At 70.9% G+C, this 26009-nt stretch carries 25 protein-coding genes and 1 pseudogene; 11 read left to right on the forward strand and 15 right to left on the reverse strand.

The genetic code is table 11. From position 1 onward, the window contains the following. Positions 1-60 precede the first annotated feature (60 nt). Both AB0J10_RS10505 and AB0J10_RS10510 read right to left on the reverse strand, forming a co-directional pair. A complete protein-coding gene (locus AB0J10_RS10505) occupies positions 61-1029 on the reverse strand; it encodes a hypothetical protein (RefSeq protein WP_363059899.1) in 969 nt (322 codons plus the stop codon). A gap of 279 nt (positions 1030-1308) precedes the next feature. Further along, entirely contained in the window at positions 1309-1668 is a 360-nt protein-coding gene (locus tag AB0J10_RS10510; protein WP_363059901.1) for an arsenate reductase family protein, read from the reverse strand. Positions 1669-1798: 130 nt separating this feature from the next. Here AB0J10_RS10510 and AB0J10_RS10515 point away from each other — a divergent pair, with 130 nt between their 5' ends. The 4 genes from AB0J10_RS10515 to AB0J10_RS10530 all read left to right on the forward strand — a co-directional run bounded on the left by AB0J10_RS10515 (position 1799) and on the right by AB0J10_RS10530 (position 6303). Further along, the gene (locus tag AB0J10_RS10515; protein WP_363059903.1) at positions 1799-2152 is read left to right on the forward strand and encodes a hypothetical protein; all 354 of its coding nucleotides are present in this window, start codon (positions 1799-1801) and stop codon (positions 2150-2152) included. A 317-nt stretch (positions 2153-2469) separates the two neighbouring features. Further along, positions 2470-3339, forward strand: coding sequence for an arpA protein (locus tag AB0J10_RS10520; RefSeq protein ID WP_363059905.1), 870 nt, complete (start codon positions 2470-2472; stop codon positions 3337-3339). A 262-nt stretch (positions 3340-3601) separates the two neighbouring features. After that, positions 3602-4447, forward strand: a complete 846-nt coding sequence (locus tag AB0J10_RS10525) for a class I SAM-dependent methyltransferase (RefSeq protein ID WP_363059907.1) — start codon at positions 3602-3604, stop codon at positions 4445-4447. After that, positions 4444-6303 (forward strand): choline/carnitine O-acyltransferase, encoded by a 1860-nt coding sequence (locus tag AB0J10_RS10530; protein WP_363059909.1) that lies wholly within the window; start codon positions 4444-4446, stop codon positions 6301-6303. The genes AB0J10_RS10525 and AB0J10_RS10530 overlap by 4 nt, the downstream gene beginning before the upstream one ends. A gap of 79 nt (positions 6304-6382) precedes the next feature. On the opposite strand, the gene AB0J10_RS10535 is transcribed toward AB0J10_RS10530, so the two are convergent. Further along, complete coding sequence (locus AB0J10_RS10535) at positions 6383-6667, reverse strand: YciI family protein (RefSeq protein WP_363059911.1); 285 nt, start codon at positions 6665-6667, stop codon at positions 6383-6385. Between the two features lie 8 nt (positions 6668-6675). Further along, positions 6676-7242, reverse strand: coding sequence for a helix-turn-helix domain-containing protein (locus AB0J10_RS10540; protein WP_363059913.1), 567 nt, complete (start codon positions 7240-7242; stop codon positions 6676-6678). A gap of 159 nt (positions 7243-7401) precedes the next feature. Between AB0J10_RS10540 and AB0J10_RS10545 the strand changes: the two genes are divergently transcribed. From AB0J10_RS10545 to AB0J10_RS10555, 3 genes and pseudogenes are all read left to right on the forward strand, one after another. Further along, positions 7402-8490, forward strand: a complete 1089-nt coding sequence (locus AB0J10_RS10545; protein WP_363059915.1) for an alkene reductase — start codon at positions 7402-7404, stop codon at positions 8488-8490. A 511-nt stretch (positions 8491-9001) separates the two neighbouring features. Next, a complete protein-coding gene (locus AB0J10_RS10550; RefSeq protein WP_363059982.1) occupies positions 9002-9607 on the forward strand; it encodes a hypothetical protein in 606 nt (201 codons plus the stop codon). Further along, positions 9597-10037 (forward strand): annotated as a pseudogene (locus tag AB0J10_RS10555) (mobilization protein); the annotation flags it as partial. The gene AB0J10_RS10550 and the pseudogene AB0J10_RS10555, both read left to right, overlap by 11 nt. A 215-nt stretch (positions 10038-10252) precedes the next feature. Here AB0J10_RS10555 and AB0J10_RS10560 read toward each other — a convergent pair. From AB0J10_RS10560 to AB0J10_RS10580, 5 genes are read right to left on the reverse strand one after another with little or no spacing between them, the layout of a single operon-like run. Beyond that, positions 10253-10783: an ATP-binding protein gene (locus AB0J10_RS10560; protein WP_363059917.1), complete on the reverse strand. Its 531-nt coding sequence runs from the start codon at positions 10781-10783 to the stop codon at positions 10253-10255. A gap of 48 nt (positions 10784-10831) precedes the next feature. Further along, on the reverse strand, positions 10832-11698 hold the full coding sequence (locus AB0J10_RS10565) for a glycosyltransferase family 2 protein (protein ID WP_363059919.1): 867 nt from the start codon (positions 11696-11698) through the stop codon (positions 10832-10834). After that, the gene (locus tag AB0J10_RS10570) at positions 11692-12927 is read right to left on the reverse strand and encodes a hypothetical protein (protein ID WP_363059921.1); all 1236 of its coding nucleotides are present in this window, start codon (positions 12925-12927) and stop codon (positions 11692-11694) included. Before AB0J10_RS10570 ends, AB0J10_RS10565 begins: the two co-directional genes overlap by 7 nt. Beyond that, positions 12924-13628, reverse strand: a complete 705-nt coding sequence (locus tag AB0J10_RS10575) for a hypothetical protein (protein WP_363059923.1) — start codon at positions 13626-13628, stop codon at positions 12924-12926. Before AB0J10_RS10575 ends, AB0J10_RS10570 begins: the two co-directional genes overlap by 4 nt. Beyond that, positions 13625-14782, reverse strand: a complete 1158-nt coding sequence (locus AB0J10_RS10580; RefSeq protein WP_363059925.1) for a glycosyltransferase — start codon at positions 14780-14782, stop codon at positions 13625-13627. The genes AB0J10_RS10575 and AB0J10_RS10580 overlap by 4 nt, the downstream gene beginning before the upstream one ends. A 141-nt stretch (positions 14783-14923) precedes the next feature. Here AB0J10_RS10580 and AB0J10_RS10585 point away from each other — a divergent pair, with 141 nt between their 5' ends. Beyond that, positions 14924-15898, forward strand: a complete 975-nt coding sequence (locus AB0J10_RS10585; RefSeq protein WP_363059927.1) for a helix-turn-helix transcriptional regulator — start codon at positions 14924-14926, stop codon at positions 15896-15898. After that, positions 15895-16464 carry a peptide deformylase gene (locus AB0J10_RS10590; RefSeq protein ID WP_363059929.1) on the forward strand — a complete coding sequence of 190 codons (570 nt, stop codon included), beginning with the start codon at positions 15895-15897 and terminating at the stop codon, positions 16462-16464. Before AB0J10_RS10585 ends, AB0J10_RS10590 begins: the two co-directional genes overlap by 4 nt. Positions 16465-16524: 60 nt before the next feature. Here AB0J10_RS10590 and AB0J10_RS10595 read toward each other — a convergent pair whose 3' ends face one another. Next, positions 16525-18330 carry a pentapeptide repeat-containing protein gene (locus AB0J10_RS10595; RefSeq protein WP_363059931.1) on the reverse strand — a complete coding sequence of 602 codons (1806 nt, stop codon included), beginning with the start codon at positions 18328-18330 and terminating at the stop codon, positions 16525-16527. A 282-nt stretch (positions 18331-18612) separates the two neighbouring features. Beyond that, positions 18613-20022 carry a type I glutamate--ammonia ligase gene (gene glnA, locus AB0J10_RS10600; protein WP_093660179.1) on the reverse strand — a complete coding sequence of 470 codons (1410 nt, stop codon included), beginning with the start codon at positions 20020-20022 and terminating at the stop codon, positions 18613-18615. Between the two features lie 300 nt (positions 20023-20322). Between glnA and AB0J10_RS10605 the strand changes: the two genes are divergently transcribed. Further along, the gene (locus tag AB0J10_RS10605; RefSeq protein WP_363059933.1) at positions 20323-20790 is read left to right on the forward strand and encodes an RDD family protein; all 468 of its coding nucleotides are present in this window, start codon (positions 20323-20325) and stop codon (positions 20788-20790) included. Positions 20791-21118: 328 nt separating this feature from the next. On the opposite strand, the gene AB0J10_RS10610 is transcribed toward AB0J10_RS10605, so the two are convergent. From AB0J10_RS10610 to lipB, 4 genes are all read right to left on the reverse strand, one after another. Then, positions 21119-21817 carry a DUF4191 domain-containing protein gene (locus AB0J10_RS10610; protein ID WP_093660175.1) on the reverse strand — a complete coding sequence of 233 codons (699 nt, stop codon included), beginning with the start codon at positions 21815-21817 and terminating at the stop codon, positions 21119-21121. A gap of 19 nt (positions 21818-21836) precedes the next feature. After that, positions 21837-22040, reverse strand: a complete 204-nt coding sequence (locus tag AB0J10_RS10615; protein WP_017949918.1) for a hypothetical protein — start codon at positions 22038-22040, stop codon at positions 21837-21839. A gap of 234 nt (positions 22041-22274) precedes the next feature. Then, on the reverse strand, positions 22275-23267 hold the full coding sequence (lipA, locus tag AB0J10_RS10620) for a lipoyl synthase (protein WP_363059936.1): 993 nt from the start codon (positions 23265-23267) through the stop codon (positions 22275-22277). A gap of 102 nt (positions 23268-23369) precedes the next feature. Next, a complete protein-coding gene (gene lipB / locus AB0J10_RS10625) occupies positions 23370-24230 on the reverse strand; it encodes a lipoyl(octanoyl) transferase LipB (RefSeq protein ID WP_363059938.1) in 861 nt (286 codons plus the stop codon). A 242-nt stretch (positions 24231-24472) separates the two neighbouring features. On the opposite strand from lipB, the gene AB0J10_RS10630 reads away from it, so the two are divergent. Further along, positions 24473-25924, forward strand: coding sequence for a regulator (locus AB0J10_RS10630; protein ID WP_363059940.1), 1452 nt, complete (start codon positions 24473-24475; stop codon positions 25922-25924). Positions 25925-26009 lie beyond the last annotated feature (85 nt).

Raw genomic sequence — 26009 nt, forward strand, 5'->3', positions numbered from 1 at the left:
CTGCCCCGCTAGCCCCGGGTGCCCGCGGGGCGGTCGCAGGCACCCGGGAGCAGGGGCGCGTCAGCCGACGCGCTCGATGCGCGCGTTGCGGATCAGGAACTTCCCGGGCTCCCGCACCTGCTCGAACGCGGCGTTGTTGAGCAGCGCGCAGCTGCCGGAGGTCGACGTGACCTCGACGGTCGTCGACTTGTCGTTGTCGAGGTTGGTCACCTTGAGCTGGGTGCCGATCGGGAACTGGCCGCTGGAGGCCGCCGGAGCACCGCCCTCACCGGACAGCGTCACGGTCGATCCGGCGCAGACGACCTCACCGGCGGCGCCTGCCTGACCCCCTCCGCCTGCCTGGTCCGCGGCGTCGTCCGCGGGCGGCTGCTCGACGGCCGGGGGTTCGGCGGCCTCGCCGCCGCCGCCACCGCCCGCGCCGAGGCGTTCGATGCGGACCTCGCGGATCACGTTCTTGCCCGCCTCGCGGACCTGCTCGAAGGCCGCCGCGTTCAGCAGGGCGCAGCTGCCGGAGGTCGACGTGACCTCGACGGTGGTGGTCTTGTCGTTGGCCAGGTTGGTGACCTTGAGCTGGGTGCCGATCGGGAACTGGCCGCTGGAGGCCGCCGGTGCTCCGCCGTCGTTGGAGAACGTGAGGTTCTGGCCGGCGCAGACGACCTCCCCGGCCGCGTCCGCCCCCGCACCCGCCCCTCCGGCCGCCTGGCCCGCACCGGCCGGGGGCTGGGCCGAAGCCGCCGCCTGATCCCCTCCGCCGGAGCCCTTCGCACAGCCGGCGGCTTCCTGCTGGAGGTTGATCTGCCTGATGACCGCCTCGCGGTTGGCGATCCGTGCTTCCGACTGGGCGTCGGGATTGGCCCGTTGGCCGGCGATGAAGTTCTCGTTGTTGCGCACCGCCTGGGCGAGGCCGTCACAGGCAGCCGAGGCATTGCTTGTTCCGGTCATGACAATCGCAGTGCCGCCGACCAGCGCCGTGGCACCGATCATGAGCGCGATCTTCTTCTTGCCGCTGAGGGTCTTCTTGCGCGACACGTAAGGCTCCTGTCCCCGGCTCTGAACGGCGGCCGGATCGGTTCCGTGTGCCGTTACGTACGAGTAGGCCGGGGGCCATGCTCAACGTCTCAACGGTGACTTCCTTAACTGCGACTTAAGTTCTCGCAGGTGGGCGGGGACCTGGAGGTTCAAGGCCGGCCGGTGGGCGCCGCCGCGGCCGGTCGTCGCTTCGTGCGACTTCGAGCGCCGTCACTGCCGACGCGGCCGTCACCGCCGCGGTCGCCGCGCCCGCCCCGCGGTTGGGCGCGGTCGGCGCGTTCAGCGGCCGAGCGCGTCCCGTACGGCCTCGTCGGTGCGCGCCACCACGGCCGTGCCGTCGTCCGCCGTGATGATCGGACGCTGGATCAGCTTCGGGTGCTCGGAGAGCGCCGTGATCCACCGGGCGCGCGAGTCCGCGTCCCTCGGCCAGTCCTTCACGCCGAGTTCCCCGGCGACCGCCTCCCGGGTCCGGGTGATGTCCCACGGCTCGAGCCCGAGCCGTTCGAGGACCTCGCGGATCTCCTTCTCCGACGGGACGTCGTCGAGGTAGCGGCGCACCGTGTACGACGCACCCTCCTCGTCGAGCAGGCGCAGTGCGCTGCGGCACTTCGAGCACGCGGGGTTGATCCAGATCTCCATTTCGCCACCGTACTCCCCCTGCGCCACTCGAACACCCCTGAACGCCCTTTGGCCTGGGGCGATTGTCAGTGGTGGGCGATAAAATCGAACTAGTTCGTGAGGGACCAACCACCGCGCCAGGAGGTCGCCGATGGGCGTTGCCGCAATCACGACGATGACGGGGACGGGGACGGAACAGGGCATGGGGACGGGGGTGCGGACGGGGGCCACCAAGAGGAGGGCGAGGCGGCCGGAGCACCGGTCGGTGCTGTCCGAGCCGGCGAAGAGGCCACTGCCCGCGGGGCTCCCGCGCGAGTGGTACGAATCCCACAACCGCCGGCTCAAGGCCATGCGCCTGGCCATCGCGCTGCTCGACACGGGTGTGTACCACCCGGCGAACGCGAGCAACCGGCGGATACGCACCACGGCCGAACGCATCGGCATCCGTCCGCCGTCCGACACGACCTGCCGCATGGTGCGTTCACTGATCCACTACGCGGACTGAGGGCCCGCGGGAGCTGCGACTGCGGGGATCCGCACCGGCGGGACCGGTTCCGGCACCGGCGGAACGGCACCCGCGGATCACCAGGTCGGCGGGCGTCGGTCCGACGGCGGGGACGCACCTTCGGCGGCCCCCGGGCGCACCTGCCCGGGGGCCGCGCGGGGCGCTCGGCCCGTCCGCCACCTCCGCGGGCCGGGCGGCCCCGTCGCCTTGCTCGTGTGGCGTGTCACAGACAAGCAGCCGAGGCTGTGGGAAGTTCAACTCTGCTGTTCCTCAGTTGAGTTGGTGCCGCCTGCCGGCACGCATGCCGAGAGGACCGAATGAGCACGCTGGAAGCCATGACGCTCGACCAGGTGGTCGACACGAAGCGGTATCCGCTGTCGGAGCTCGACGGCGCCGAGGGGCGGGCGGTGGTCGCCCGCGCCCGGCGCGAGCTGTCCGGCCTCGGCTGCACCGTGCTGCCCGACTTCATCCGCCCGTCCCTCCAGGACGTCCTGCGCGAGGAGGGCTCGGCGCTGGCCCCCCGCGCTCACCACGACGTCGAAACGGTGAACGTCTACAACATCGCCGTCGACTCGGACCTGCCCGAGGACCATCCCGGCCGAAGGACGTTCCAGCGCGGCAACGCGTTCGTCGCCAGGGACCGCATCCCCGAGGACTCCCTGATCGGCCGGCTCTACTCGAACGCCGGGTTCAAGGAGTTCGTCGCCCGCTGCTTCGGACTGCCGCGGCTGCACCGGCTGGCCGACCCGCTCTCCGGACTGGTCCTCAACGTGGTCCCGCCCGGCATGGAGCACCCCTGGCACTTCGACACCAACGAGTTCACCGTCAGCATGCTCACCCGGGAGGCCGAGGACGGCGGCGTCTTCGAGTACTGCCCCGGCATCAGGTCCGCGCAGGACGAGAACTTCGCCGGCGTACGGGACGTCCTCGACGGCCGCGCCGGCCGGCTGGTCCGCCGACTGCCCCTGCGCCCCGGCGATCTGCAGCTCTTCAAGGGCCGTTACTCGCTGCACCGGGTGAGCCCCGTCCGGGGCGGGACCGCCCGCCACTCCGCGATCTTCGCCTACAGCGAGCGCCCCGGCGTCATCGGGAGCGTCGCCCGCACCCGGCAGCTGTTCGGACGGGTGCTGCCCGAGCACCTGGAGGCCGAGGGCCGTGCCGTGCGGGGCGACCGGCTGCTGGACTAGGGCGTGCTGCGAAAGTCCCCGCCCTGCGGGCGGACGGAGCTGCTTTCGCAACACGCCCCAGCGGCCCCGGGCCGCGCGGAATCCCCGCCCCGCGGTCGCCCCGCACACGGTCCACGCGTCCATTGCGCCGGCACATCCGCCCAGGGCCACCGGCACACGCGTCCCCCCCGCCCACCACCGCCGGAAAACCGCGGCCGGGCAGTGTCCGTCCCGGCTTCGCGGGCGTTTCCCACACAGCGACCCCACGGAGGAGCAGAACCCCGTGCGATTCGACGCCACCGGAAAAGTCTCCCTCGACCACATCTACGCCCAGCCCGACCCCCGTACCTACTTCACCGTGCTCCGCCCCCTCGGCTACTGCGTCCCCCAGCAGGCCAAACCCTGGTTCACCAAGCTGATCCAGGAGTACCGCGAGTCCCGGCAGGTCACCGTGCCGCAGGTGCTGGACATCGGCTGCTCCTACGGCATCAACGCCGCGCTGGTGAAGTACGACGCGACCATGGACGAGCTGTACGACCGCTACGGCGACGCCCGGGCCGCGGACGACAGCCGCGCGGCGCTGCTGGCCCGCGACCGTGAACTGGCCCGCTGCCGCCGCCCCGCACAGCCCCTGCGCTTCGTCGGCCTGGACGCCGCCGGCAGCGCGCTGGCATACGCGCTCGAAGCGGGCTTCCTCGACGAAGCGGTCCACGCCGACCTGGAGAACCACGATCCCACGCCCCGCCAGCACGCCCAGCTCGCCGGCACGGACCTGGTGATCTCGACGGGCTGCCTCGGCTACGTCACCGAGCGGACGCTGACGCGCGTGGTGCGGGCCCAGGGCGGACGCCTGCCGTGGATGGCGCACTTCGTGCTGCGGATGTTCCCCTTCGACCGGGTCGAACAGACCCTTGCCGGGCTCGGATACCGGACCGTCCGCGTCGGCGAGGTCTTCAGGCAGCGGCGGTTCGCCTCCCCCGAGGAGCAGGCGCTCGTCCTCGACGGCATGGCGGCCGCCGGGGTGGATGCGCGGGGCTTCGAGGCGGAAGGCTGGCTCCACGCACAGCTCTACCTTTCCCGGCCGTACGACACCCCAGGCACCGACGACCCGAAACGAGACACGTGGTGAACAACCGTCAGACGTCCGCGCCGGAGGCCCCGGCGGCCGGCACGGCCCCCTCCACCTTCGCCAACGAGGCGAGCCTGCCGCGCGTACCGCTGCCGACGCCGGAGGCGAGCTGCGAGCGGTTCCTCGCCTGGTGCGCTCCGCTGCTCACCGCGGACGAACTCGCGGCGACCGAGGCGGAGGTCGCCGCCTTCCTCCGGCCCGACGGCCCCGGCCGCGTCCTGCACACGGCACTGGAGGAGTACGACGCCACCGAGGGCGTGCACAGCTGGCTGGACACGTTCTGGCCGTACCGCTACCTGGGCCGGCGGGACCGTATCGCGCTCAACGCCAACTTCTTCTTCCTGTTCCAGGACACGGACGAGGGGCAACTGGCGCGCGCGGCGGGGCTGATCGCGGGGGCGCTGCACCACAAGGGCCTGCTCGACCGGGAGCAGCTCCCGCCCGTGGTGCAGCGCGGAGTGCCCCAGTCGATGGTGCAGAACACGTTCCTCTACTCCACCACCCGGATCCCGGGAGTGCCCCAGGACACCGTCCGCGCCCCCCACGGGCACGACCGGCCCGGCCCGTCCGGCGCCCGGCACGTGGTGGTGTTCTTCCGCGGCGGCATGTTCCGGCTGGACGTGCTCGGCCCGGACGGCGTCCCCTACGGGCTGGAGGAACTGGAGGCCGGACTCGGCGAGGTCGTCAAGGCCGGGGCGGAGCCCGCAGCCGCGGACACCTCGGTGGGCCACCTCACCACGATGGCGCGTGCGGAGTGGGCGGCCGCCCGTGAGGAACTGCTGCACGCGGACCCCCGCAACGCCGAGTCGCTGGACGTCGTCGAGACCGCGTTGTTCTGCGTCTGCCTGGAGGACTTCGCACCCGCCGGTGTCCAGGAGGCGTGCGACGAACTGCTGTACGGGGACCGTGGGAACCGCTGGTTCGACAAGGCCGTGTCGTTCGTCGTCTTCGCGGACGGCCGCGCGGGCATCAACGTCGAGCACTGCGAACTCGACGGCACCACCATCCTCGGCTTCACCGACTTCCTCCTGAACACCCCGGCCGAGGAGCACTCCCGTCGCTCGGGGGCCCGCTCCCAGGGCGCTCCCGCGCCGGAACCGGTCGTCTTCACGCTGGACGCACCGCTCAGGGAGAAGGTACGCGCCGCCGCGGAGTCCTTCGCCGCGTACGGAGAGGCCACCGCGACCACCACCGTGTCCTTCCCGGACTTCGGCAGCACCACGGCCAAGTCGCTCGGCATGTCCCCGGACGCCTTCGTCCAGTGCGCCTACCAGCTCGCCCACCAGCGTGCCAAGGGGTTCCTGGGAGCCACGTACGAGTCGATCGCCACCCGGCAGTACCGCAACGGGCGCACCGAGGCCATGCGCGTCGTCACTCCGGAGATGCGGGCGTTCGTCACGGCGATGGAGGATCCCGCCACGACCCCGGCCGGGCGCCTCGCCGCGTTCCGTGCCGCGGCCGACGCACATGTGGCGCGTGCGAAGGCGTCCCAGGCGGGACAGGTGCCCGAACAGCACCTGTGGGAACTGGAACTCGTCCAGCGCCGTCGCGGCCCGGAGCTCGGCGTCACCGAGCAACCCGCGCTGTACCGCACCCCGGGCTGGCTGAAGATGCGCGACGACTACCTCAGCACCAGCTCCGCCCCCTCCCGCAACATCCAGTTCTTCGGCTTCGGCTCCACCAGCAGCCGTTGCATCGGGGTGGCCTACGTACTGCTTCCCGAGCGGTTCAACCTCTACCTGAGCACCCCGCTGCCGGTGGCGGACCGGATGCACGCCTTCGCGGACCGTCTGCGCGAGGCGGTCGCGGAACTCCGCGCCCTGCTGCGGCCCGGAGGGGTGCAGCAGGGCGACTGACTCCCCGCGCCCGACGCTGGGGGTCAGTCCCGTCGTCCGCGGGACTGACCCCCAGCGTCCCGGGGCCGGGGGCAGGGATTCAGAGCAGGAAGGCCAGCCGATCGTCCGCCATCCCCGGCGCGATCTCGATGATCTCCGCCGTGACGACGTCCTGGGCGACGAAGGGGTCCTCCTCGACGCGCTTGCGAAGTTCCTCGCGCGAGGCGTCGTGGGCGAGGACCGCACCGCCGAGCTCCGGCTGGATGCTGCCGACCAGCAGGAACACGCCGTCGTCCAGGCCGCGCTGGATCCACTCCTGATGGCCGGGCAGGAGCCGGCCGGCGGCGGCCTTGTTGTCGGAGAACCGGAGCAGGACGACGAACATGGGGTCTCTCATTTCTCGTAGGTGTGCAGCCAGTCGCGCATTCGGTCGACTTCGCGCCGGATGAACGCCTCGTCGTGGAAGGCGTTGGCCATGACGGCGACGCCCTGGCTGAACGCGAGCACGTGCATCGCCAGCTCGTCGGCCCGCTCCGCCTGCCCGAGCAGCGCGAACTGCTCGCGGAGCCATGTGCGGAACAGTGTGAACAGGCGGCCGGCCCGGCCGAGCATGGTGTGCTCCAGCTTGGCCAGCTCCGTGGTCAAGGTGCCGACCGGGCAGCCGTAGTCCTGGATGTCGGCGCGGTTCGTCAGCACGATCTCGACGTACCGCATGATGCGGCCTGCCGGGGTGGACGCCTCGGTCTCCCACTGCTCCAGCATCCGGCGGGTGTCGGCGAGGCGGGCGTCGATCACCGCGTCCAGGATCGCGTCCTTGGACTTGAAGTGGTAGTAGAAGTTGCCCCGCGACAGTCCGACGGCTCCCGCGATGTCCGCGAACGAGGTGTGCTCGTAGCCGTGCTGGTAGAAGAGCCGGTCGGCCGCCGACACGATCTGCTCACGGGTCGCCACAGCGGTCACGCTGATCCCCTTCCGTCGTAGGACAACCGACCTAGAGCCACAACCTAGGTCAACCGTCCCAGGGCGTCAAGTCGTTGACACCGGCAACGAGGGCGACCTAGCGTGGCGGCGCTCTAGGACATCTGTCCTACGATTTTCGACGCAACATTGGAGCTCCCCGTGACCCTCGACCTGTTCGCGCCGTTCGACCTGGGCGGCCTCAAGCTCGTCAACCGGCTGGTGATGGCGCCGATGACCCGAAACCGTGCCGAGGCCGACGGGAGCGTTTCCCCGCTGATGGTCACCCACTACCGGCAGCGCGCCACCGCCGGCCTGATCATCGCGGAATCCACCACCGTCTCGCCCCAGGCGGTGGGCTACCCGTTCACCCCCGGCCTGCACTCGGGCGCCCACGCGGCGAGCTGGCGACGCCTGACCGAGGCGGTCCACGCCGAGGGCGGTCGTGTCTTCGTCCAGTTGCAGCACTGCGGCCGCGTCTCCCACCCGAGCCTGTTGGACGGCCGTACGCCCGTAGCCCCCTCCGCGCTCGCCCCCGCCGGCCAGGCCGTCACCCACTCCGGCCCGAAGGACTTCGTGACTCCCCGCGCACTCGAACGCGAGGACCTGCCGGGCATCGTCGCCCAGTTCCGCCGCGCCGCCGAGCTGGCCAGGCACGCTGGCTTCGACGGCATCGAGGTCCACGCCGGCAACGGCTACCTGATCGACCAGTTCCTGCGCGACGGGACCAACCACCGCACCGATGCCTACGGCGGCAGCACCGCCGGCCGTATGCGCCTGCTGAACGAAGTCCTCGACGCGGTGTGCGACCTGTGGCCCGCCGGGCGGGTGGGCGTGCGCCTGACGCCGGAGAACGGCTTCAACTCGATGTCAGACTCAGACCCGCAGGGCCACTTCGAGTACTTCCTGGGGCAGCTGAGTCCTCGCGGTCTGGCGTACGCGCACGTCCTGGAGGGCGACATGACCACGAAGACCGCGTCCGTCGACTACCGCGCGCTGCGGGCGAGGTTCTCCGGTGCGTTCATCGCCAACAACGGCTACGACCTCGCGCGCGCCCAGGCGGCGGTGGACGCCGGGAACGCCGACCTGATCGCCTTCGGCACACCGTTCCTGGCCAACCCGGACCTGGTCCGCCGGCACCGGGAGAACCTGCCTCTGACGGCGGCCGACCCGACCACGTTCTACGGCGGCGGGGAAGTCGGCTACACGGACTACCCGTTCCACCGGGGCGACGGAGCCCGAGCGGTGTGACCAACCGGCCCGTGAGGTCTGCGAGTGCCTCACCCGCCCGGCCACCACGCGCGGACCGCATCACGCGCAGCGTCCAGCTCGCGTCCGTGGTCACCGTGGTCTCCCCGGCTAGCCCAGGGCAAGCCGCCCGCCCCTCTGACCGGGTCGCTGCCTGTCGGCCCGCCCGGCGGCACCGTAGGCCCCAAGCCCGCTGACCCACTCCCTGGGTCCGTCTCAGTCCGTCGCATCCGTCCCCGCGCAGGTCAGCGCGGGGACGGACTTCCTCGCCGGGACGGAGTTAGCCGTACCTGCGGCCGAGTCCGTACCTGTCCTGACCAGCCACGGGACGGCTGCGACGGACGTGACGAGGCCCTGCACATGCCACCGGAGCACCACCATGCACGACAACAACACGGACGACGCCCCCTCCCGCCACCGCAGGGGACTGTTCAGGCTGGCCCGCCGAACAGCAGCGAGCTGGAGCGAACGAGCCTCTGACGAGGCTTCGTCCGCGCTTGCCCCCGCCCCAGGGGTGGCGGAGGAAGAGGCCGGGCGCCAGCGGGCGCCCGAGCCTGGGGAGGGGACACCTGAGCCCAGCACCGCACCCGTCGTCGGCTGCGCCGCCCCGTGCCCTGAGCAGCCTGCCGATGCCCGACCGCCCGTTGAGCGGCCTGCCGATACGACGCCTTCCGATGAGCAGCCTTCGTGGCGCGAGCCCGACGCCCCGGCGCTGCCCGCGCTGATGAACCGCAAGCGCACCACCGAGAACCGCGACCAGGAAGAGACCATCCGCTTCACCCCGACCGCGGTCCGCATCATCGCCAAGGAGGCCGAGTGGCGCGGTCAGAAGTTCGTCGGGTTCGTCGGCGACGCCGCGCTCGCTGTCGCCCTCGGCGAGGCGGGCATGGTCGGCAGTCCGGAGGACGATCCCATCCGCCTGCTGATCGAGGCCGTCGAGGCTCACACCGTCGCGCTGAACCGCATCGGCAGCAACCTCAACCAGATAACCGGAGCCATCCACCGAGGAACCGTTCCCGAGCAGGCGGAGGCCGTGCTCGCTCGCGTCGAGCGGACGGCCGAGAGTAGTTACCGGCTGATCGACCAGCTCCTGGCGGCGGGGGCTGGCCATGGTGCCTGACGTCTCCACCGGCTCCAGCACCCTCGGCCTGATCAACTACCTCTTCGGCCCAGGGCGGCGGGACGAGCACACCGACCCGCACATCGTCGCGGCCTGGGACACGGCCGGCGCCCCCGACCCCGGCCGCGACCACGAAGCCGCCTACAGCCAGCTCGCCAGGCGCCTGGACCACCACGTTGATCTGCGCACCCGCGAGCTGGGCGGCCACAAACCGCCGCAGCACGTGTGGCACTGCCCGGTACGCACCGCACCCGGCGACCGCTGCCTCACCGACGCCGAGTGGGCAGAAGTCGCCCGCCGCATAGTGGCGGCCACCGGCATCGCGCCCGAGGGCGACGAGAAGGCGTGCCGGTGGATCGCCGTACGGCACGCGGACGATCACATCCACCTCCTCGCCACTACCGTCCGCGCCGACGGCCGACGCCCCCGGGTCTGCTGCAGGTCCTGGTGTGGCGCATCACCGCCCAGCCGAACAAGCGCGTGCAAGCAGCGCGCAGGCGAAGCACCGTGAGCGCCACTTCCTTCGTGTCCGCACCCCGGCCTGCGACCACGGCAGTGCGCGAGCAGAGCGCTGATCGCAGCCAACGCCAAGCGCGTGTCGGACCACGCCATGGTCGGTGATAACGAGAAGTCAGTGGGTCTGCTTCAGACCTGCCTGTGCCTGGCCGCAGACAGCGCCGCCACGAGCGCGTCCAGATCTCCGGTGTAGACGATCACTTCCTCTTCGCCGGCCGGGGGGTCGAAGCGGGCGAAGAAGTCATCGAGGGCTTCGGGGGTGACAGTGAGGGCGTTGGCGTCCTCGCGCTCGTTGCGTTCGGCAAGGCGTCGCAGCAGCTCCTCCCGGTCGGCGGGGAGGTAGACGACGAGCGGGTGGCCGCCCGCTTCGCGGGCGGCCTGCTGCCAGGCGTCGCGCTCGGCGCGCCGCCACAGCCCGTGGTCCAGGACGACGTCGTTGCCAGCCTCCAGCTCCTTGACGAACCGTGCCCGGATCGCCTCGACCACGGGCCGTTCGCGCTCGAAGTAGGTGTCCTCGGGGTAGTCCACGCCGTATCGGCCGTGGAGGCGGTGCACCTCCTCGTCCACGGACAGCCGCATGCAGCCGTGGTCGGCCAGGGTCTGGGCGACGGTGGTCTTCCCGGAGCCGGTGATGCCGGCCAGGAGGACGGCGAGGGGCACGTGGTCATCCCTTCCGCGACGAGCTGTTCGTGGGCGCGTTCATTGTCCCTAATCCTGGCCGGTGTGCGTGTGCGGTCGCCAGGCCGTGACGATGTTGCGGGCCTCGCTGGGCCAGCTGAACGGCACGCGGTCCAGGCTCACCCGGCGGAAGGCGAACCGCGGATCGCTGGTGTTGATCACGCCGCCGTGCTGGCCGACGTGCGACAGGAGGCGGCTGGCCTCGTCGCGCACGGCCGGGGTCTGTTCCTGCCATGTGCCGGTCGAGAAGTGCTGGACCCGGCGGCGGAGGTCGTCCAGGAGGCCCGAGCGCCACTTGAAGTGGTGAACCGCGCAGATACGGTCGGCATCCGGACGCTGTCCGGGGGCCCTGTGGTTGCCGCCCGCCACGGTGACATCGTGGCGGGCGAGAACGATCTTGCGGGGGTCTCCGTGCAGGAGCCGGTGGGTGAGGTGCCCGCCGAGGGGATAGGCGAGATCCAGTCCGCCTTCGGGCCTCCAGCCGGTCAGGCGCCCACTCGCGGCGATCCGGTCGAGCATCAGACCGCCCACCACTCGGTGCCCGGACTTCTCGGCCTGGGCGATCACCTCAATCAGCGGGGCGGGGTACTGCTGGAACTCGTCGGCGTCGGCGAGCAGGTGCCAGCCCGGGCCGGCCCGGTGCCGCAGGGCGTCCCTGAGCTGGGTGTTGGTGTGCTCGTGCCACGGGCCGGTGCTGGTGCCGGTGGGGATGATGCCCAGTTCGCGGCTGGCGGCCTGGAGCTCGTGCCGCTGCTGGTCGGGCACGTGCTCGGGGAAGTGGAAGGCGATCAGGAACCGCTCGACGCCCAGCCACCGGTAGTGGCAGACCCAGGCGGCCAGCAGCGGGGGTTCGACGGGGCCGACGACGGCGATCAGCGCGGGAGGGGTGCTCAGCATCGGGACTCCTTCGTACGCAGTGATGCGAAGGTGCGGGTGAGGAAGTCGGCCTGCCCGGCGGCCGACCACATCCCCAACAGGTGGGGCGCCTCGGGGCCGGGCCGCTCGGGCGGCTGGCGGATGATGTTGTGCAGGGCTTCGGCGAGGGCGTCCGGGGCGCTGGCGGTGAAGGTCAGGGCCCAGGGCCGGCCACTCAGGCGGACGGTGAGACCGGGGTCGTGGTCGGAGACAACCAGGGGGACGCCGAGGCGGGCGGCGTCCATCACGAGCCCGGACTCTTTGCCGACGCCGGGGCGGCGGGTGACCAGGGCGGCGTCGGCGGCGGCGTAGACCAGCCGCAACACCGACTCACTGACCGGTCCGGGCATCGTGTGGAGGCGGACGTTCCGCAGGTCACGCCACCGGGCGAGCACGGCTTCGTCGAGCGGGATGCCGGTGACCACCAGGTGCAGCGGCTCCTTCAGCAGGGTCAGTGCGGCGTCGATGACTCCGATGTCCTTGTAGGGCCACCAGCCGCCGACCAGGCACACCGCGGCTTCGCTGGTGGGGATGTCGAAGGCAGTACGGCCACCGTCGCGTTCGGCGTCGGTGAGGCGGCGGCCGTCGTCGACCGCGAAGGCCCGCACCACCGCTGCCAGGTCCGGGAAGGCTGCCGTGATCTGATCGCCTACGGCCTGGGTCGGGCACACCGCCAGAACCTGCCTCTCGCCCCGGCGGGCAAGCCGGCCAAGGAACCGCACGGCGGCGTCCTCGGTAGTGACTTGTTCGTGGACGAACCGCAGGTGCGGCAGCCCGCCGAGGAGAGCGGAAGCACCATGCAGGGCCTCGCTCGCGCTCAGGATCACCACCGCCTCGGCGCCGGGCGCCAGCCGGCGGGCGGTCCGCAGGGCCGACGCCTCCGCAAGGCACCGGGCGATGAGGGTGATCTGGTGCGGAAGCCGCCGCAGGAAGCGCGGCCAGCGGCGCGAGCGGAAGACCCGTAGCCCAGCCCTGGAGAGCCCGGCCGCGAGGCGGGAGGCGGCCAGCAGTACGGCCGCCGGGTGCCCGGCCGGTGCGGTCACCAGCCGGGCCCCGGCCTCGCGCAGGGCCGCCACCGCCTCGCGGACGATCCCGTGCGGGGCGATCACCAGGCTGCAGGGCCGGGCCTTGGCGAGGGCCACCAGCGTGCGCTGGTGGTGCCCGCCCAGGCGGTCGGCGTACGGCTCGATCAGCACCAGGGGGCCGGTCACCCGGCCACCGCCTGGTCCCCGTGGGCGGCGGTGAACCTCGCCCGCAGCCACGTGGGGTCGTTGAGGTGGTCGAACTGTCCGGGGGCGCGGGCGAACTCCTTGGCGAAGGCGACCCCTTCGCGGGCCCCGGCGGCGGCGTACGGGGCGAACTCGCCGTTGCGGCTCTTGGTCCATGCCTCCACCCGCTGGCGGGAGTCGTCGTCGGCCATGCCGTACTCACTGCCGCGGGCGAGCATCGCGCACTCGCGGAAACCGGCCTTCCACGCGTGGAAGGGGCTCTGGTTGAACCTCGTGATCCCCGCGGTCTGCTGGGCGAACTCGATCCGTCCGGGCAGTGCAGCGAGCACGTCCACGGCCTCGCCCATCTCGCGCAGGGCACTGCGGCGGACCAGTTTCAGCCCGCCGTAGCCGTAGGTCAGACCGTTGACCGGGTTGACCGCCCGCCACACCCGCATCGACACGCCCTCGTCCAGCGGCTCCACCGTGGCGGGGTCGAAGCCGGCGTCGATGGCGAAGTCCCCGTCGGCGAGGAAGAACTGCTCGTGGTCGACGACCTCGGCACACAGCCGGTAGGCCCGGCGCATCCCGTGTACGCCGTGCAGGCGCTTGACCGTGCCGCCGAGCGTGCGTTGAAGCCGGGAGTGCAGAGAGGTGGCCATCGGCTCGTCGTACGAGAGGAAGACCACGTCGAAGCCGTTCACGAGACGGCCTCCAGGTAGCGGGCCACGATCAGGGCTGGGGTGAAGTCGGCGGTGGAGGCGTGAGCCCGCTTGGCGTGCAGGGCGTGGAATTCGGCGTCCGTGGCGAGCCGTTCGGCCAAGGCGACGGCCTCGGCCGGGGTGGTGAAGCACAGCTCGGAGTCGATGTGCTCGGCGAGCCAGCCAAGGCGGGGCGAGATGACCGGAAGGCCCATGCCCTGGCAGTCGATCACGCTCATCGACCAGGGGCAGCCGGGCCGGAACGGGGCGATGCCGAAGCGGGCGCCGGCCAGCAGGTCCTTGTAGCGGACGCGGTCGCCCTGGTCGGAGACGACCTGCACGTGCGGCAGGGCGGCGAGCTGGTCACGCATCTTCTCGGGGCTGTCGTCCAGGCCCTTGCGCTCCGCCCGGCGCTGACCGAACAGGTCCATGACCCGCAGCCTGACGGTGCCGGACGCGACCAGGTCGCGGGCCAGGTCCACGAACTGCCCGGTGCCGTAGTGCGCGTACAGCCGGTGGTTGTAGACGCCGATCGCCCCGGCGCCGGAGGCGGGCTGCGTGGTGGCGGGGTCGCGTACCAGACGCTCGTCACGCGGGGCGGGCACCACTCGCAGCTTCTCGCCGAGGTCCACGGTCATCCGGGCGGCTGCCGCCGACACCCAGGACGCGGCCGTGGAGGAGTGGACCAGCACCCGGTCACAGGCGGCCAGTCCGGCGGCGAACGCCAGCAGCACCGGCCGCCCGAGCCCCGCGTCGTTCAGGGACGGGTCGAGCTGGAGCTGGCCGCCGCCCGTGAAGGAGAACGGCAGGTAGTGGCAGTAGCCGGCCAGTAGGGCGTTGGATCCGGCCTCCAGTAGGGCCGTGCGGATCGCCGGGGCCTCCTCGATCTGGTTGGCCACGACCACGTCGGGCTTATCCGCCCGGATCAGTGCCACCAGCTCGTCGATGTCCGCGGAGAAGCGGGCCCGGTACTTCGTCCCCGGCACCTTCGTCTGGTGGAATCCGCAGCGGGCATCCCCGGCCGGAGCCGGGGCCGCGACCGTAACCTCAGCCCCGGAATCCGCCAGAGCCGGGGCAAGCAGGTCCGCGAAAATCCACCCCGAGTCGGCCGAAAGCCGGTCGGGGTTCGAGATGTTCAGCAGGTACAGCACGCGCATGGTGCTTCGCCTCCCTCATCCGCCCGGAGGGTCTATCCGGGCCAGTAAGGGAAGGAAAACGGCGACGCAGACCGTGACGGGATGATGAACTTGGATCACTCACGGTTCATTCATGCTCACCAACGATGACGCGGGGCTTCGATGGAAGCGCAAGGCGAGGAGATCACCGCCGAGCAAGCGGCCGAGGACTACGCGGCCGAGGTGGCGCGCTGGCGGGAAGTACGCGGCATGTCCAAGAGGGCGTTAGCGCTGGCCATGGGATTCGACCCGTCCTACGTCAGCCACGTGGAGTCGGGCCGCCACAAGCCCAGCGAGGAATTCTCGCGTCTCGCCGACGAGTCACTGAACGCCGGGAAGGCGATCTGGAGACGCTGGTGCGACTACGAGCAGGCAAAGGCCCGTACCCGGCGGCCAGCGTCGGCGCCGCCTGCCCAGCGCAGGCCCGAACAGCCGTATGCGACCGGATCGGCCCTCGTCGTGGAACACGACGAGGCGCGGCTCCAGTACGACGGCACCTCCTACCGGCTGACCATGCGCCGACGGCTGCGGAACACCGGCGAGGAGCCGGTGACCCGCTACCTGATCCGCATCTCCGTGGACCGCTACCCCGGCGACCCTGAGCAGTCCAACGCGCACTACCGAGCCCACCCGCTGACCTGGGACGAACTCGACCTCACCGCCACCTGCCGGGGCGAGGCGATGCGGTGGCAGGCCAAGCACGACCGCGACGCCTTCAAGGAAGTCTGGCTGCTGTTCGACAACGAACACGGCCGCTTCCCGCTCTACCCCGGCGAGTCCGTGTGGATCGAGTACGCCTACACCGTCGGCGACGACAAATGGGGCAACTGGTTCCAGCGAGCCGTCCGCCTGCCCACCGAACAACTCGAAGTCCAGCTCGCCTTCCCCGCCACCCTCGACCCCGTCGTGTGGGGCACCGAGACCTCCATGACCGCCGAAGCCTCCCCGCTGCGAACCCCTCCCGTCCGCAGCGACGACGGTGAACTACGGCAATTCACGTGGATCACGACTACACCCGCCCTGCACGCTCGGTACCGTCTGGAGTGGCGGTTTCGGGCACGGACCGAACGCGACACAGATCAAGGGGAGTTCAGGTGATTGACGTGCGGCCCAGCCAGCAGATGCGAGACCTCGGCGTCGTCCAACACGGCGCCGGCATCCTCGCCGAACCGGCCCGCGCCTTCGACCTGCCCGCCGAACGCGACGAGGCCGAACGCATCACAGACGAGCTCTTCGCCGCCATGGAACGGATCGGCCAGGTCCACCCCTTCGCCAAGGGCATGGGCATCGCGGCCCCGCAGATCGGCATCGCACGAGCCGCCGCCGTCGTCCAGCCACCCGGCGACGCCCCCGCCATCATCCTCCTCAACCCCCGGATCACCACCCGCTCCGAGGATATGGACGAGCAGTACGAGGGCTGCCTGAGCTTCTTCGACGTCCGCGGCCTCGTCCCCCGCCCCCTGAAGATCACGGTGGAGACCACGGCCCTGACCGGCGAGACCGTGACCACCGTGTACGAACGCGGTCTCGCCCGCCTCATCCACCACGAGATCGACCACCTCGACGGCCTGCTCTACTCCGCCCGTATGCGAACTGGCGTCGAACCGATCCCCGTAGAGGAATACCGCCAGACCGGCCGCGCGTGGGTCTACGACGGTGCCTGACCCACGGGAGTGCCGTCGGTACAGGTGGGCGAGAACACGACACGGCTCGGCTCTGATCCGCTACCGCTTGACGCGGCCGCGGACGGCAAGGACGGCGAGACCGAGCAGGACCGGCTCGCCAATGCGGGAGATCATCTCGGTGTAGGTACCGAAGGTGGTCAGGCCCTGGCCGGAGGAGCGGAACACCACCGAGTTGATGACCACCCTCAGCGACTTCTCGAACCGCTCGGTCGACAGCCGCTTCCGGTACGGTCCGTCAGGGTTGACCGCATCGGCCGTGTCAGTCGTCATCATGATGCTGCGGCCGTTGATGGTGCCGGTGCTCTCGGCCTTCGGGGCGTTCTTCGGCAGGCCCCATAACATCATCACCAGCATGGTGGTGAGCATGGCCAGCAGCAACCATCCGAGGGCGCGCGAGGCTCGCAGCCCGTACCCGGACACTGCCCAGTACGCGGTGAGCAAGGCCCGCTCGCCCCAGGGGATGTCGTGGGCGTAGCGACGCATCTCCATCTCGCCGTAGTAGAAGTCAGCAGCACCGGGCTCGTGCTTGCCGTCCTCGAACGCCTTACGCAGCTGCCGGTACACCGGCGCCAGCGCGGCTGGCTCCAGCACCTCCGCTCCGTCAGGCGCGGCCGTCCAGCCGTCCGCGGCAGTGCGGCGGGATGCCCGCCAGTGCTGCTCTTCGGCCAGCGTCCGGCGCGGCGTCCAGCGCACCGGCAGTCGGCCGTGTCGGCGAAGACCGGAGGGGGTAGTGGCTAGGAGATACAGCCCCTCCATCCGCAACTGGTCGAGGTGGATGGTCCCGGCGAACAGGCAGTTGGTGAGGTCGACGTCGGTGAGCACCAGGTGCGCGGCATCCACACCCCGTAGCGACGCGATGCGTACGCGGGCGTTGGTCAGGTCTGGTTCGGCCAGATCCTCGCCTAGCATCGTGAAAGGCTGGGACCGGGCGGCGATACTTACCGGGTACTCCGCGACCGCATCGCTCAGGTCGACGACGGCGTACCGCAGGCGCAGTGCCGCGGTGGAGGCCCAGCGCGTCCGTCGGCACAGCAATCTCGCCGTGGCCGCCTCGATGGTCACGGCGGCCCCGAACGTCGCCCCCGAGAGATCCAGCGTTCCTGTGCATACCAGCGGCCCGGTCACTTTGGCACGTTCGAACACAGCCTCGTCGAACCAGGCATCGCCGCCGAATACTGCCCCGCCGAACCAGGCGTCACCGTCGAACTTCGCCTTGCGGAACCACGTGTCGCCGCCGAATACCACTCCGAGAAATCTGGCGTTTCGAGCGAATACTGCCCCTATGAACTTGGCGTAGTCGAATACCGATCCGTCGAACCAGACGTTGCCGCCGAACTCCGTCTCCACGAAGTTGGCTCCGCCATCGAGCTTGGCCCAGCCGAAACTGGCGTTGCCGTCGAATCTCGCCTTGCCGAACCATGCGTCGCTGCGGAACTCCGCTTCACTGAACACGGCGTCGCCGTCGAATGCTGTCCTGACAAAGCTGGCATCGCCATCGAACACCACTCCGGAGAACCGAGCGTCTCCGAACGTCGCTTCGCCGAACCGGGCGTTTCCCAGGCGGGGTCGGTTTGCGGCGGGGTCCATGAGCGCGGTGAGAAGCTCAGCCAGCAGTTGCTGACTCAGATGCGTGCCGCGGTGGTCGATGTCGGCGCCGGGCTGCAGGCTGGCAAGGTAGGCGGAGCGATCCGCGTCGCTGATGTGGGCCAGGCAACTGGTATACGGCTCGATCTGGCGGCCACGACAGCCGACAGGATCGTGGGCCGGATCGACCCCGCGCCCGCAGTGTGGCCAGTCAGGAGCGTTGAGCGAAAACACGTCGGATGTGGGTGTGATGGCGGTCATGTCCAGGGGACGCGGCGTGACGGCCGCTCGGTTGCCGTGCCGCGCGCACGTCAGTCCGCATTTATCAAGAGCCTGGACGAGCCAGCGAGGGCCGCTACCCCGACTATGGGGTAGCGGCCCTCGCAGCGTTTCTGACATCAAGTCAGAGAATTGGCCGGGCGGTGCACACTCGGTGCACAAGGGGGCGGAAAGCAAGCGGTGACAGTGAGAACTGCTGAGAAGAGTCTTCGCAGGTCACAGCCAGTTTCCAGGGCCTCGGCCCAGGTCGCCCGACCATGCCTCTTAGATGTCGAAGTACAGCTCGAACTCGTGCGGGTGCGGACGCAGCTGGATCGGGGCGATCTCGTTCGTGCGCTTGTAGTCGATCCAGGTCTCGATCAGGTCGGCCGTGAAGACACCGCCGGCCTGGAGGTACTCGTTGTCCGCCTCGAGGGCGTCGAGAACCGCCGGGAGCGACGTCGGGACCTGCGGGACGCCCGCGTGCTCCTCGGGGGCGAGCTCGTAGAGGTCCTTGTCGATCGGCTCGGCCGGCTCGATCTTGTTCTTGACGCCGTCGAGGCCGGCGAGCAGCAGCGCCGAGAAGGCCAGGTACGGGTTCGAGGAGGGGTCCGGCGCACGGAACTCCACGCGCTTGGCCTTCGGGTTCGAGCCCGTGATCGGGATACGCATCGCGGCCGAGCGGTTGCGCTGCGAGTACACCAGGTTCACCGGCGCCTCGAAGCCCGGCACCAGCCGGTGGTACGAGTTGACCGTCGGGTTGGTGAAGGCCAGCAGCGAGGGGGCGTGCTTCAGGATGCCGCCGATGTAGTAGCGAGCGGTGTCCGAGAGGCCCGCGTAGCCCTGCTCGTCGTAGAAGAGCGGGGAGCCGCCCTGCCACAGCGACTGGTGGACGTGCATGCCGGAGCCGTTGTCACCGAAGATCGGCTTGGGCATGAAGGTCGCGGTCTTGCCGTTGCGCCAGGCGACGTTCTTCACGATGTACTTGAAGAGCATCAGGTCGTCGGCCGCGGCGAGCAGCGTGTTGAACTTGTAGTTGATCTCGGCCTGGCCGGCCGTGCCGACCTCGTGGTGCTGGCGCTCGACCTGCAGGCCGGCGTTCTCCAGTTCCAGCGAGATCTCGGCGCGCAGGTCGGCGAAGTGGTCGACCGGCGGGGCCGGGAAGTAGCCGCCCTTGTAGCGGACCTTGTAGCCGCGGTTGTCCTCGATGGCACCGGTGTTCCAGGCGCCGGCCTCGGAGTCGATGTGGTAGAAGCCCTCGTTCGCCGAGGTGGCGAAGCGCACCGAGTCGAAGACGTAGAACTCCGCCTCGGGGCCGAAGTACGCGGTGTCCGCGATGCCGGTGGAGGCGAGGTAGGCCTCGGCCTTCTTGGCGATGTTCCGCGGGTCACGGCTGTACTGCTCGCCCGTGATCGGGTCGTGGATGAAGAAGTTGATGTTGAGGGTCTTGTCACGGCGGAACGGGTCCAGACGCGCCGTGGAGAGGTCCGCGCGCAGCGCCATGTCGGACTCGTGGATGGCCTGGAAGCCGCGGATCGACGAGCCGTCGAAGGCGAGCTCCTCGGACGGGTCGAACGCCGTGGCCGGAATCGTGAAGTGCTGCATCACGCCGGGAAGGTCGCAGAACCGGACGTCGATCATCTTCACGTCGTTGTCCGCGATGTACTTCTTGGCGTCGTCGGCGTTCTGGAACATCCAACTCCTCCTACTCCCGTCCCGGGGAGGGGCGGGGTTGTGACTCGGTCGTGCGGCCAGTGCGGTGGCACACGCAGGACACGACCCTAGGCAGCCGGGATTTCTCCAGCATGACTCATTTGTTTCGCGGAAGTTAACCGGGAGGCAGGTGCCCCGAGTCGCGACACGCCTCGCGCGCCCTCCGCTCTGCCCTCGGCCGGCCCCGTCCGGGCCGGTGGCCGGGGCCCGGTGACGTGGCGCCCCAGGGCTTCCGGGCACCCGGGAGGCGGTGATCGAAAGCGTGCACAGTACCGTGGACGGGTGGACAACAGGCAAGCAATCGGATCGTGGCTCTCCGGGCCCCGCGCGGCGGCCGAGGACATGGGCGCCGACTTCGGCCACCGGGGCGAGCGGCTCGGGCTGCCGGCGGAGGGCCCGGGTTCGATCGCCCCGCTCGGGCGGCGCTTCTGCGCGCTCCTCATCGACTGGGGCGTGTGCGTGCTCATCGCATACGGCCTCATCACCGGCCGCGACTGGGCCGCGACGGGCAACCCGGCGCTGTTGGTCTTCCTCGTGCTCGCCGTGCTGACGGTGGGTACCGTCGGCAGCACTCCGGGCAAGCGGCTCCTCGGCCTGCGCGTCGTCGGCGAGAACGGCGGCCGGCTCGGCCTCGGCCGGGTCGTGGTCCGCAGCGTGCTGCTCTGCCTGGCCGTCCCGGCGCTCATCTGGGACCGCGACGGTCGCGGCCTCCACGACCGGCTCGCCCGCGCGGTCCAGGTGCGCATCTGACGCGCCTCCCGCGAGTCGCGGGGCAGCGCCGCGTGCAGGGACGTGGGCAGGGCGTACACCACGCCGCGATCAGTGAGCCCGTGGAGCCGCGGACAGGACGGTTGCCCGCCGTCCGGCACGTGCCGTCCGCGGGCTCCCGCCGCCGGGCGCGCCGTCCCGTGCCGGCGCCCGTCCGAGCACCCCGCTCGCCCCGGCCGTGGCCGCGTCGCCCACCCGGGCCCGTCCCCACCGCGCACCAAGAGGGCGCCCCGGGTTCGATCGGGGCGCCCTCTTCGTCGGTGTCGAGCGGTCGGGCCCGTCCGCCGGACGGGCCGGGGACGGGACGGCGTCAGCGCATCTTTCCGCCTCGTGGCATCCGCATGCCCTTCGGCATCGGGCCCTTCGGCAGGGGCATGTTGCTCATCAGATCGCCCATCGCGCGCAGACGGTCGTTCGTCTGCGTCACCTGCGGGCCGGTCAGCACACGGGGGAGCTTCGTCATCGTGGTGCGCAGCTTCTTCAGCGGCACCTGGCCCTCTTCGTTGCCGACGACGATGTCGTGCACCGGGGCGTCCACGGCCACCCGGGCCATCCGCTTCTTCTCGGCCGCCAGCAGGGTCTTGACCCGGTTCGGGTTGCCCTCGGCCACCAGCACGATGCCGGCGCGGCCGACGGCCCGGTGGACGACGTCCTGGTTGCGGTTCATCGCGACCGCAGGGGTCGTGGTCCAGCCCCGGCCCACGTTCTGCAGTACGGCGGCCGCCGCTCCCGGCTGTCCTTCCATCTGCCCGAAGGCGGCACGCTCGGCGCGGCGTCCGAAGACGATCGCCATCGCGAGGAAGGCCAGCAGGAAGCCCAGGATGCCCAGATAGATCGGGTGGTCGATCAGGAAACCGATCGCGAGGAAGACACCGAAGGTGACGATTCCCACACCCGCGACGACAAGACCGACCTTGGAGTCGACCCGTCGGGTCATCTTGTAGGTAAGGGCGATCTGCTTCAGTCGCCCGGGGTTCGCAGAGTTCTCTGCCTGATCCTTCCTCGCCATGTCCTGAAGTTTACGTGCCTCAGGAAGAGCGAGTCGCCACGGCCTCCAGGACGTGCTGCGCCTCGACCCGGTCCCTGGCGCGGCGGCGGTCCTCGAGGACCGCGGTCCAGGCGTTGCGGCGGGCGGTGCGCTGGCCGCCGCCCAGCAGTACGGACTCGACGGCGAGCAGGGTCTGGGTGAGCGTCGGGAAGGCGTTGGCGCGTACGGAGGTCGCGGCCTGCATGGCGGAGGTCTCCCTCGGGGGCGGGGTGGTGAGCGGTGGGAGCGTGCGTGCTGTGCGTGAAGACAGCGTCACTGATCGGTGTTACCAGGGCGTGACTCGACGGTCAAACGCTGATGAAACCTTTCCGCGCAGTCCTGGAGACCTGGCGCGGCCCGTACGGGCTCCCGACCTGCGGGGAGCGTACGGGCCGCGACGAACCGGCCATTACTGGTCGGTAACTCCTTGTGCGTGAATTCACACGGTCGGGGCGGCGGTCACGCTCTCCCCGCTCCGCTGCGCGGCCACCGACCGCCGCTGGTCCACGGCCTGCTGGTAGAGGCGTCCGGCCCGGTACGAGGACCGCACCAGCGGGCCCGACATCACACCGGAGAAGCCGATCTCGTCGGCCTCCTCCTTCAGCTCCACGAACTCCTGCGGCTTCACCCAGCGCTCGACGGGGTGGTGCCGCACCGACGGCCGCAGGTACTGGGTGATGGTGATCAGCTCGCACCCCGCGTCGTGGAGGTGCTGCAGGGCCTCGCTGACCTCCTCGCGGGTCTCGCCCATGCCGAGGATCAGGTTCGACTTGGTGACCAGACCGGCCGCACGGGCCTCGGTGATCACCTTCAGGGAGCGCTCGTACCGGAAGCCGGGGCGGATGCGCTTGAAGATGCGCGGCACCGTCTCGACGTTGTGCGCCAGCACCTCGGGGCGGGAGGAGAAGACCTCGGCCAGCTGGTCCGGCTCCGCGTTGAAGTCGGGGATCAGCAGTTCGACCTTGGTGCGGCCGGCCTCGCGGCCCGCCGTCTGCGCGTGGATCTGGCGCACGGTCTCCGCGTACAGCCAGGCGCCGCCGTCCTCCAGGTCGTCGCGGGCGACACCGGTGATCGTGGCGTAGTTCAGATCCATCGTGACGACGGACTCGCCGACGCGGCGCGGCTCGTCGCGGTCGAGCGCCTGGGGCTTGCCCGTGTCGATCTGGCAGAAGTCGCAGCGCCGGGTGCACTGGTCACCGCCGATGAGGAAGGTGGCCTCGCGGTCCTCCCAGCACTCGAAGATGTTGGGGCAGCCGGCTTCCTGGCAGACCGTGTGCAGGCCCTCGCTCTTGACGAGCTTCTGCAGCTGGTTGTACTCGGGACCCATTTTCGCCCGGGTCTTGATCCACTCGGGCTTGCGCTCGATGGGGGTCTGGCTGTTCCGGACCTCCAGGCGCAGCATCTTGCGTCCGTCGGGTGCTACAGCGGACACGACCGGCTCCCTACACTTCGATTCCTCGGCGGACCCCAGGGTACGCCCGTTGATTGTGATGCCCTCACCCCCGGCCAACCTCTGGCCAGGGGTGGGCATTCCTCAGGCTGCCGGGGCGGGCTCCGGAGCCGGGCCCGCGGGCTCCGCCACGGCCTGCGTCGCGGCCTCCGGGCCGGTCCCGCGCTCCACGGCCCGGGGCCGCAGATCGGCGTTCTCCAGCACCTCGCGGAGGTGCTTCTCGACGACCGGCAGGACCTCGGCGATCGTCACGTCACGGCCCAGTTCGCCGGCGAGCGAGGCCACACCCGCGTCCCGGATGCCGCAGGGCACGATCCGGTCGAACCAGGTGTTGTCCGGATTCACGTTCAGCGCGAAGCCGTGCATCGTCACGCCCTTGGCGACGCGGATGCCGATGGCGGCGAGCTTGCGGTCCTCGCGGCGCTGGCCGGCGTTGGACGGGGCGTACTCCGGGCCGCTGAGGCGGGGGTCGAACTCCTCGTCGTGCAGCCGCGGGTCGAGGTCCAGCGACAGTCCTCCCAGCGGGCGCTGTTCGACCGGGTCGCCCAGGATCCAGACGCCGCTGCGGCCCTCGATCCGGGTGGTCTCCACACCGAAGTCCGCGCAGGTCCGGATCAGCGCCTCCTCCAGGCGCCGGACATGGGCGACCACGTCCACGGGCCGGGGCAGCTGCATGATCGGATAGCCGACCAGCTGACCGGGGCCGTGCCAGGTGATCTTCCCGCCGCGGTCGACGTCGACGACCGGGGTGCCGTCCAGCGGCCGCTCGCTGTCCTCCGTACGCCGTCCGGCCGTGTAGACCGGCGGGTGCTCCAGCAGCAGACAGGTGTCCGGGATCTTGCCGGCGAACCGGGCCGCGTGCACACGGCGCTGCTCGTCCCAGGCCGCCTGGTACTCGACGGCGTCGTCGCCGAAGCCCAGATGGACAAATCGCAGCTCGCTCACCGTTGTGCCTCCCTCAAGCGTTCACGGTGCACTCATCACGCTCCGGCCACTGTACGACTCGTGCCGCACCCGTCAGCGCTGCCCTTAATCCTCACACGATCGGATGAATGCGGGACGAAGGCGGCGGTTGCGCCGGTATGGGCCGCTAAATTCGCGCCGTTCCTCCCCCAGAGCTGAGCCCGGGGGAACCCCAGGCTGCGAGGGCCGCACCCGGGCCCGGAAGGCAGGAGACCGCACAGCTGATGACGGACCGACCCCCGCAGCGCACCCCCAACCGCCAGCTCGCCGCCCTCATCGCCGAAGCCGGCTTCTCCAACGCGGGGCTGGCCCGCCGGGTGGACCAGCTCGGCCTGGAGCACGGCCTCGACCTGCGGTACGACAAGACGTCCGTGACGCGCTGGCTGCGCGGTCAGCAGCCGCGCGGCACCACACCCGCCCTGATCGCCGAGGTCTTCACCCGGCGGCTCGGGCGGCGGTTGTCTGCCCAGGACCTGGGTCTGGACGCGTGCGCGCCGGTCTACGCGGGGCTGGAGTTCGCCGCCACCCCGGAGGAGGCCGTGGACATCGTCAGCGGGCTCTGGCGCAAGGACTCGGGCAGCCACGCCGAACTGCGCAAGATCGCGTTCACTCCGGCCGGGCTCGTCGTCCCGAGCCGCGACTGGCTGATCGGCCGCGCCGACGAGCGGGTGGCCCGCGGGGAGCCCGCCCAGAGCGGGGCGCAGGCCAGGGTGCCGGGGCAGGGCGGCCGCACGTCGGTGCCGCGGCAGCGCGGCACGGACCGCGGCCCGGGCCAGCGGGTCGGCTCCGGCGACATCGCGGCCCTGCGGTCGGTCGGCGAGCTCTTCCGGACCCTCGACCACGCCTACGGCGGCGGCCACGCCCGTCAGGCGCTCGTCCGCTACCTGGAGCACGAGGCAGAGCCGATGCTGCGCGGTACGTACGGGGAGAGCACCGGACGCCGGCTGTTCGGGGCGGTCGCGGACCTCACCCGGCTCGCGGGCTGGACGTCGTTCGACATCGCCGCCCACGGCCTCGCCCAGCGGTACTTCGTCCAGGCGCTGCGGCTGGCCCAGGCCGCGGGCGACCGGGCCTACGGGGCCTACGTGCTGGTCACGATGGCCCGGCAGGCCGTCTACCTCGGGCACGGACGAGAGGCCGTCCAGCTCACCAGGGTCGCGCAGCAGGGCGTCGGCTCCTCCGCCCCGCCCGCCGTCCAGGCCCTGCTGCACGCGGTCGAGGCCCGAGGGCACGGCGTGCTCGGGGAGGTACGCCCCTGCACGGCCTCGCTCGTCCGGGCCGAGCGGACACTGGACACCGCCAGGCCCGGGGACGACGTGCCGCACTGGGCGCGGTTCTTCGACGAGGCACAGCTGGCCGACGAGTTCGGGCACTGCCACCGCGATCTGCAGCAGTACCGCGCGGCCGTGCAGCACGCCGAGCGCTCGCTCCAGCTGCGCCCACCGGGCTTCGCGCGCAGCCGCCTCTTCTGCCGGGTCGTCCTCGCCACCTCCCGGCTCGGCCTGGGGGAGCTGGACCAGGCGTGCGCTCTGGGTGCGGAGGCGGCGCAGCAGGCCGCGGAGATGCGGTCGGCCCGGGCCATCGAGTACGTACGCGACTTCGAGCGTCGGCTGGAGCCCTACCGCGACGCGGCCGCGGTCCGTACCTACCGGGACCGTGTCGCCGCGATGGGCTGAACCGCCGAGCGCCGGGTCCCGGGGGCGGCCCCGGGCGGGACGCGCCCGGTCCGTTGGGCGCGCGGCGGGCGCGGGCTCAGCCGCG

This window comes from Streptomyces sp. NPDC049887 (assembly GCF_040656535.1).
Lineage (GTDB): Bacteria > Actinomycetota > Actinomycetes > Streptomycetales > Streptomycetaceae > Streptomyces.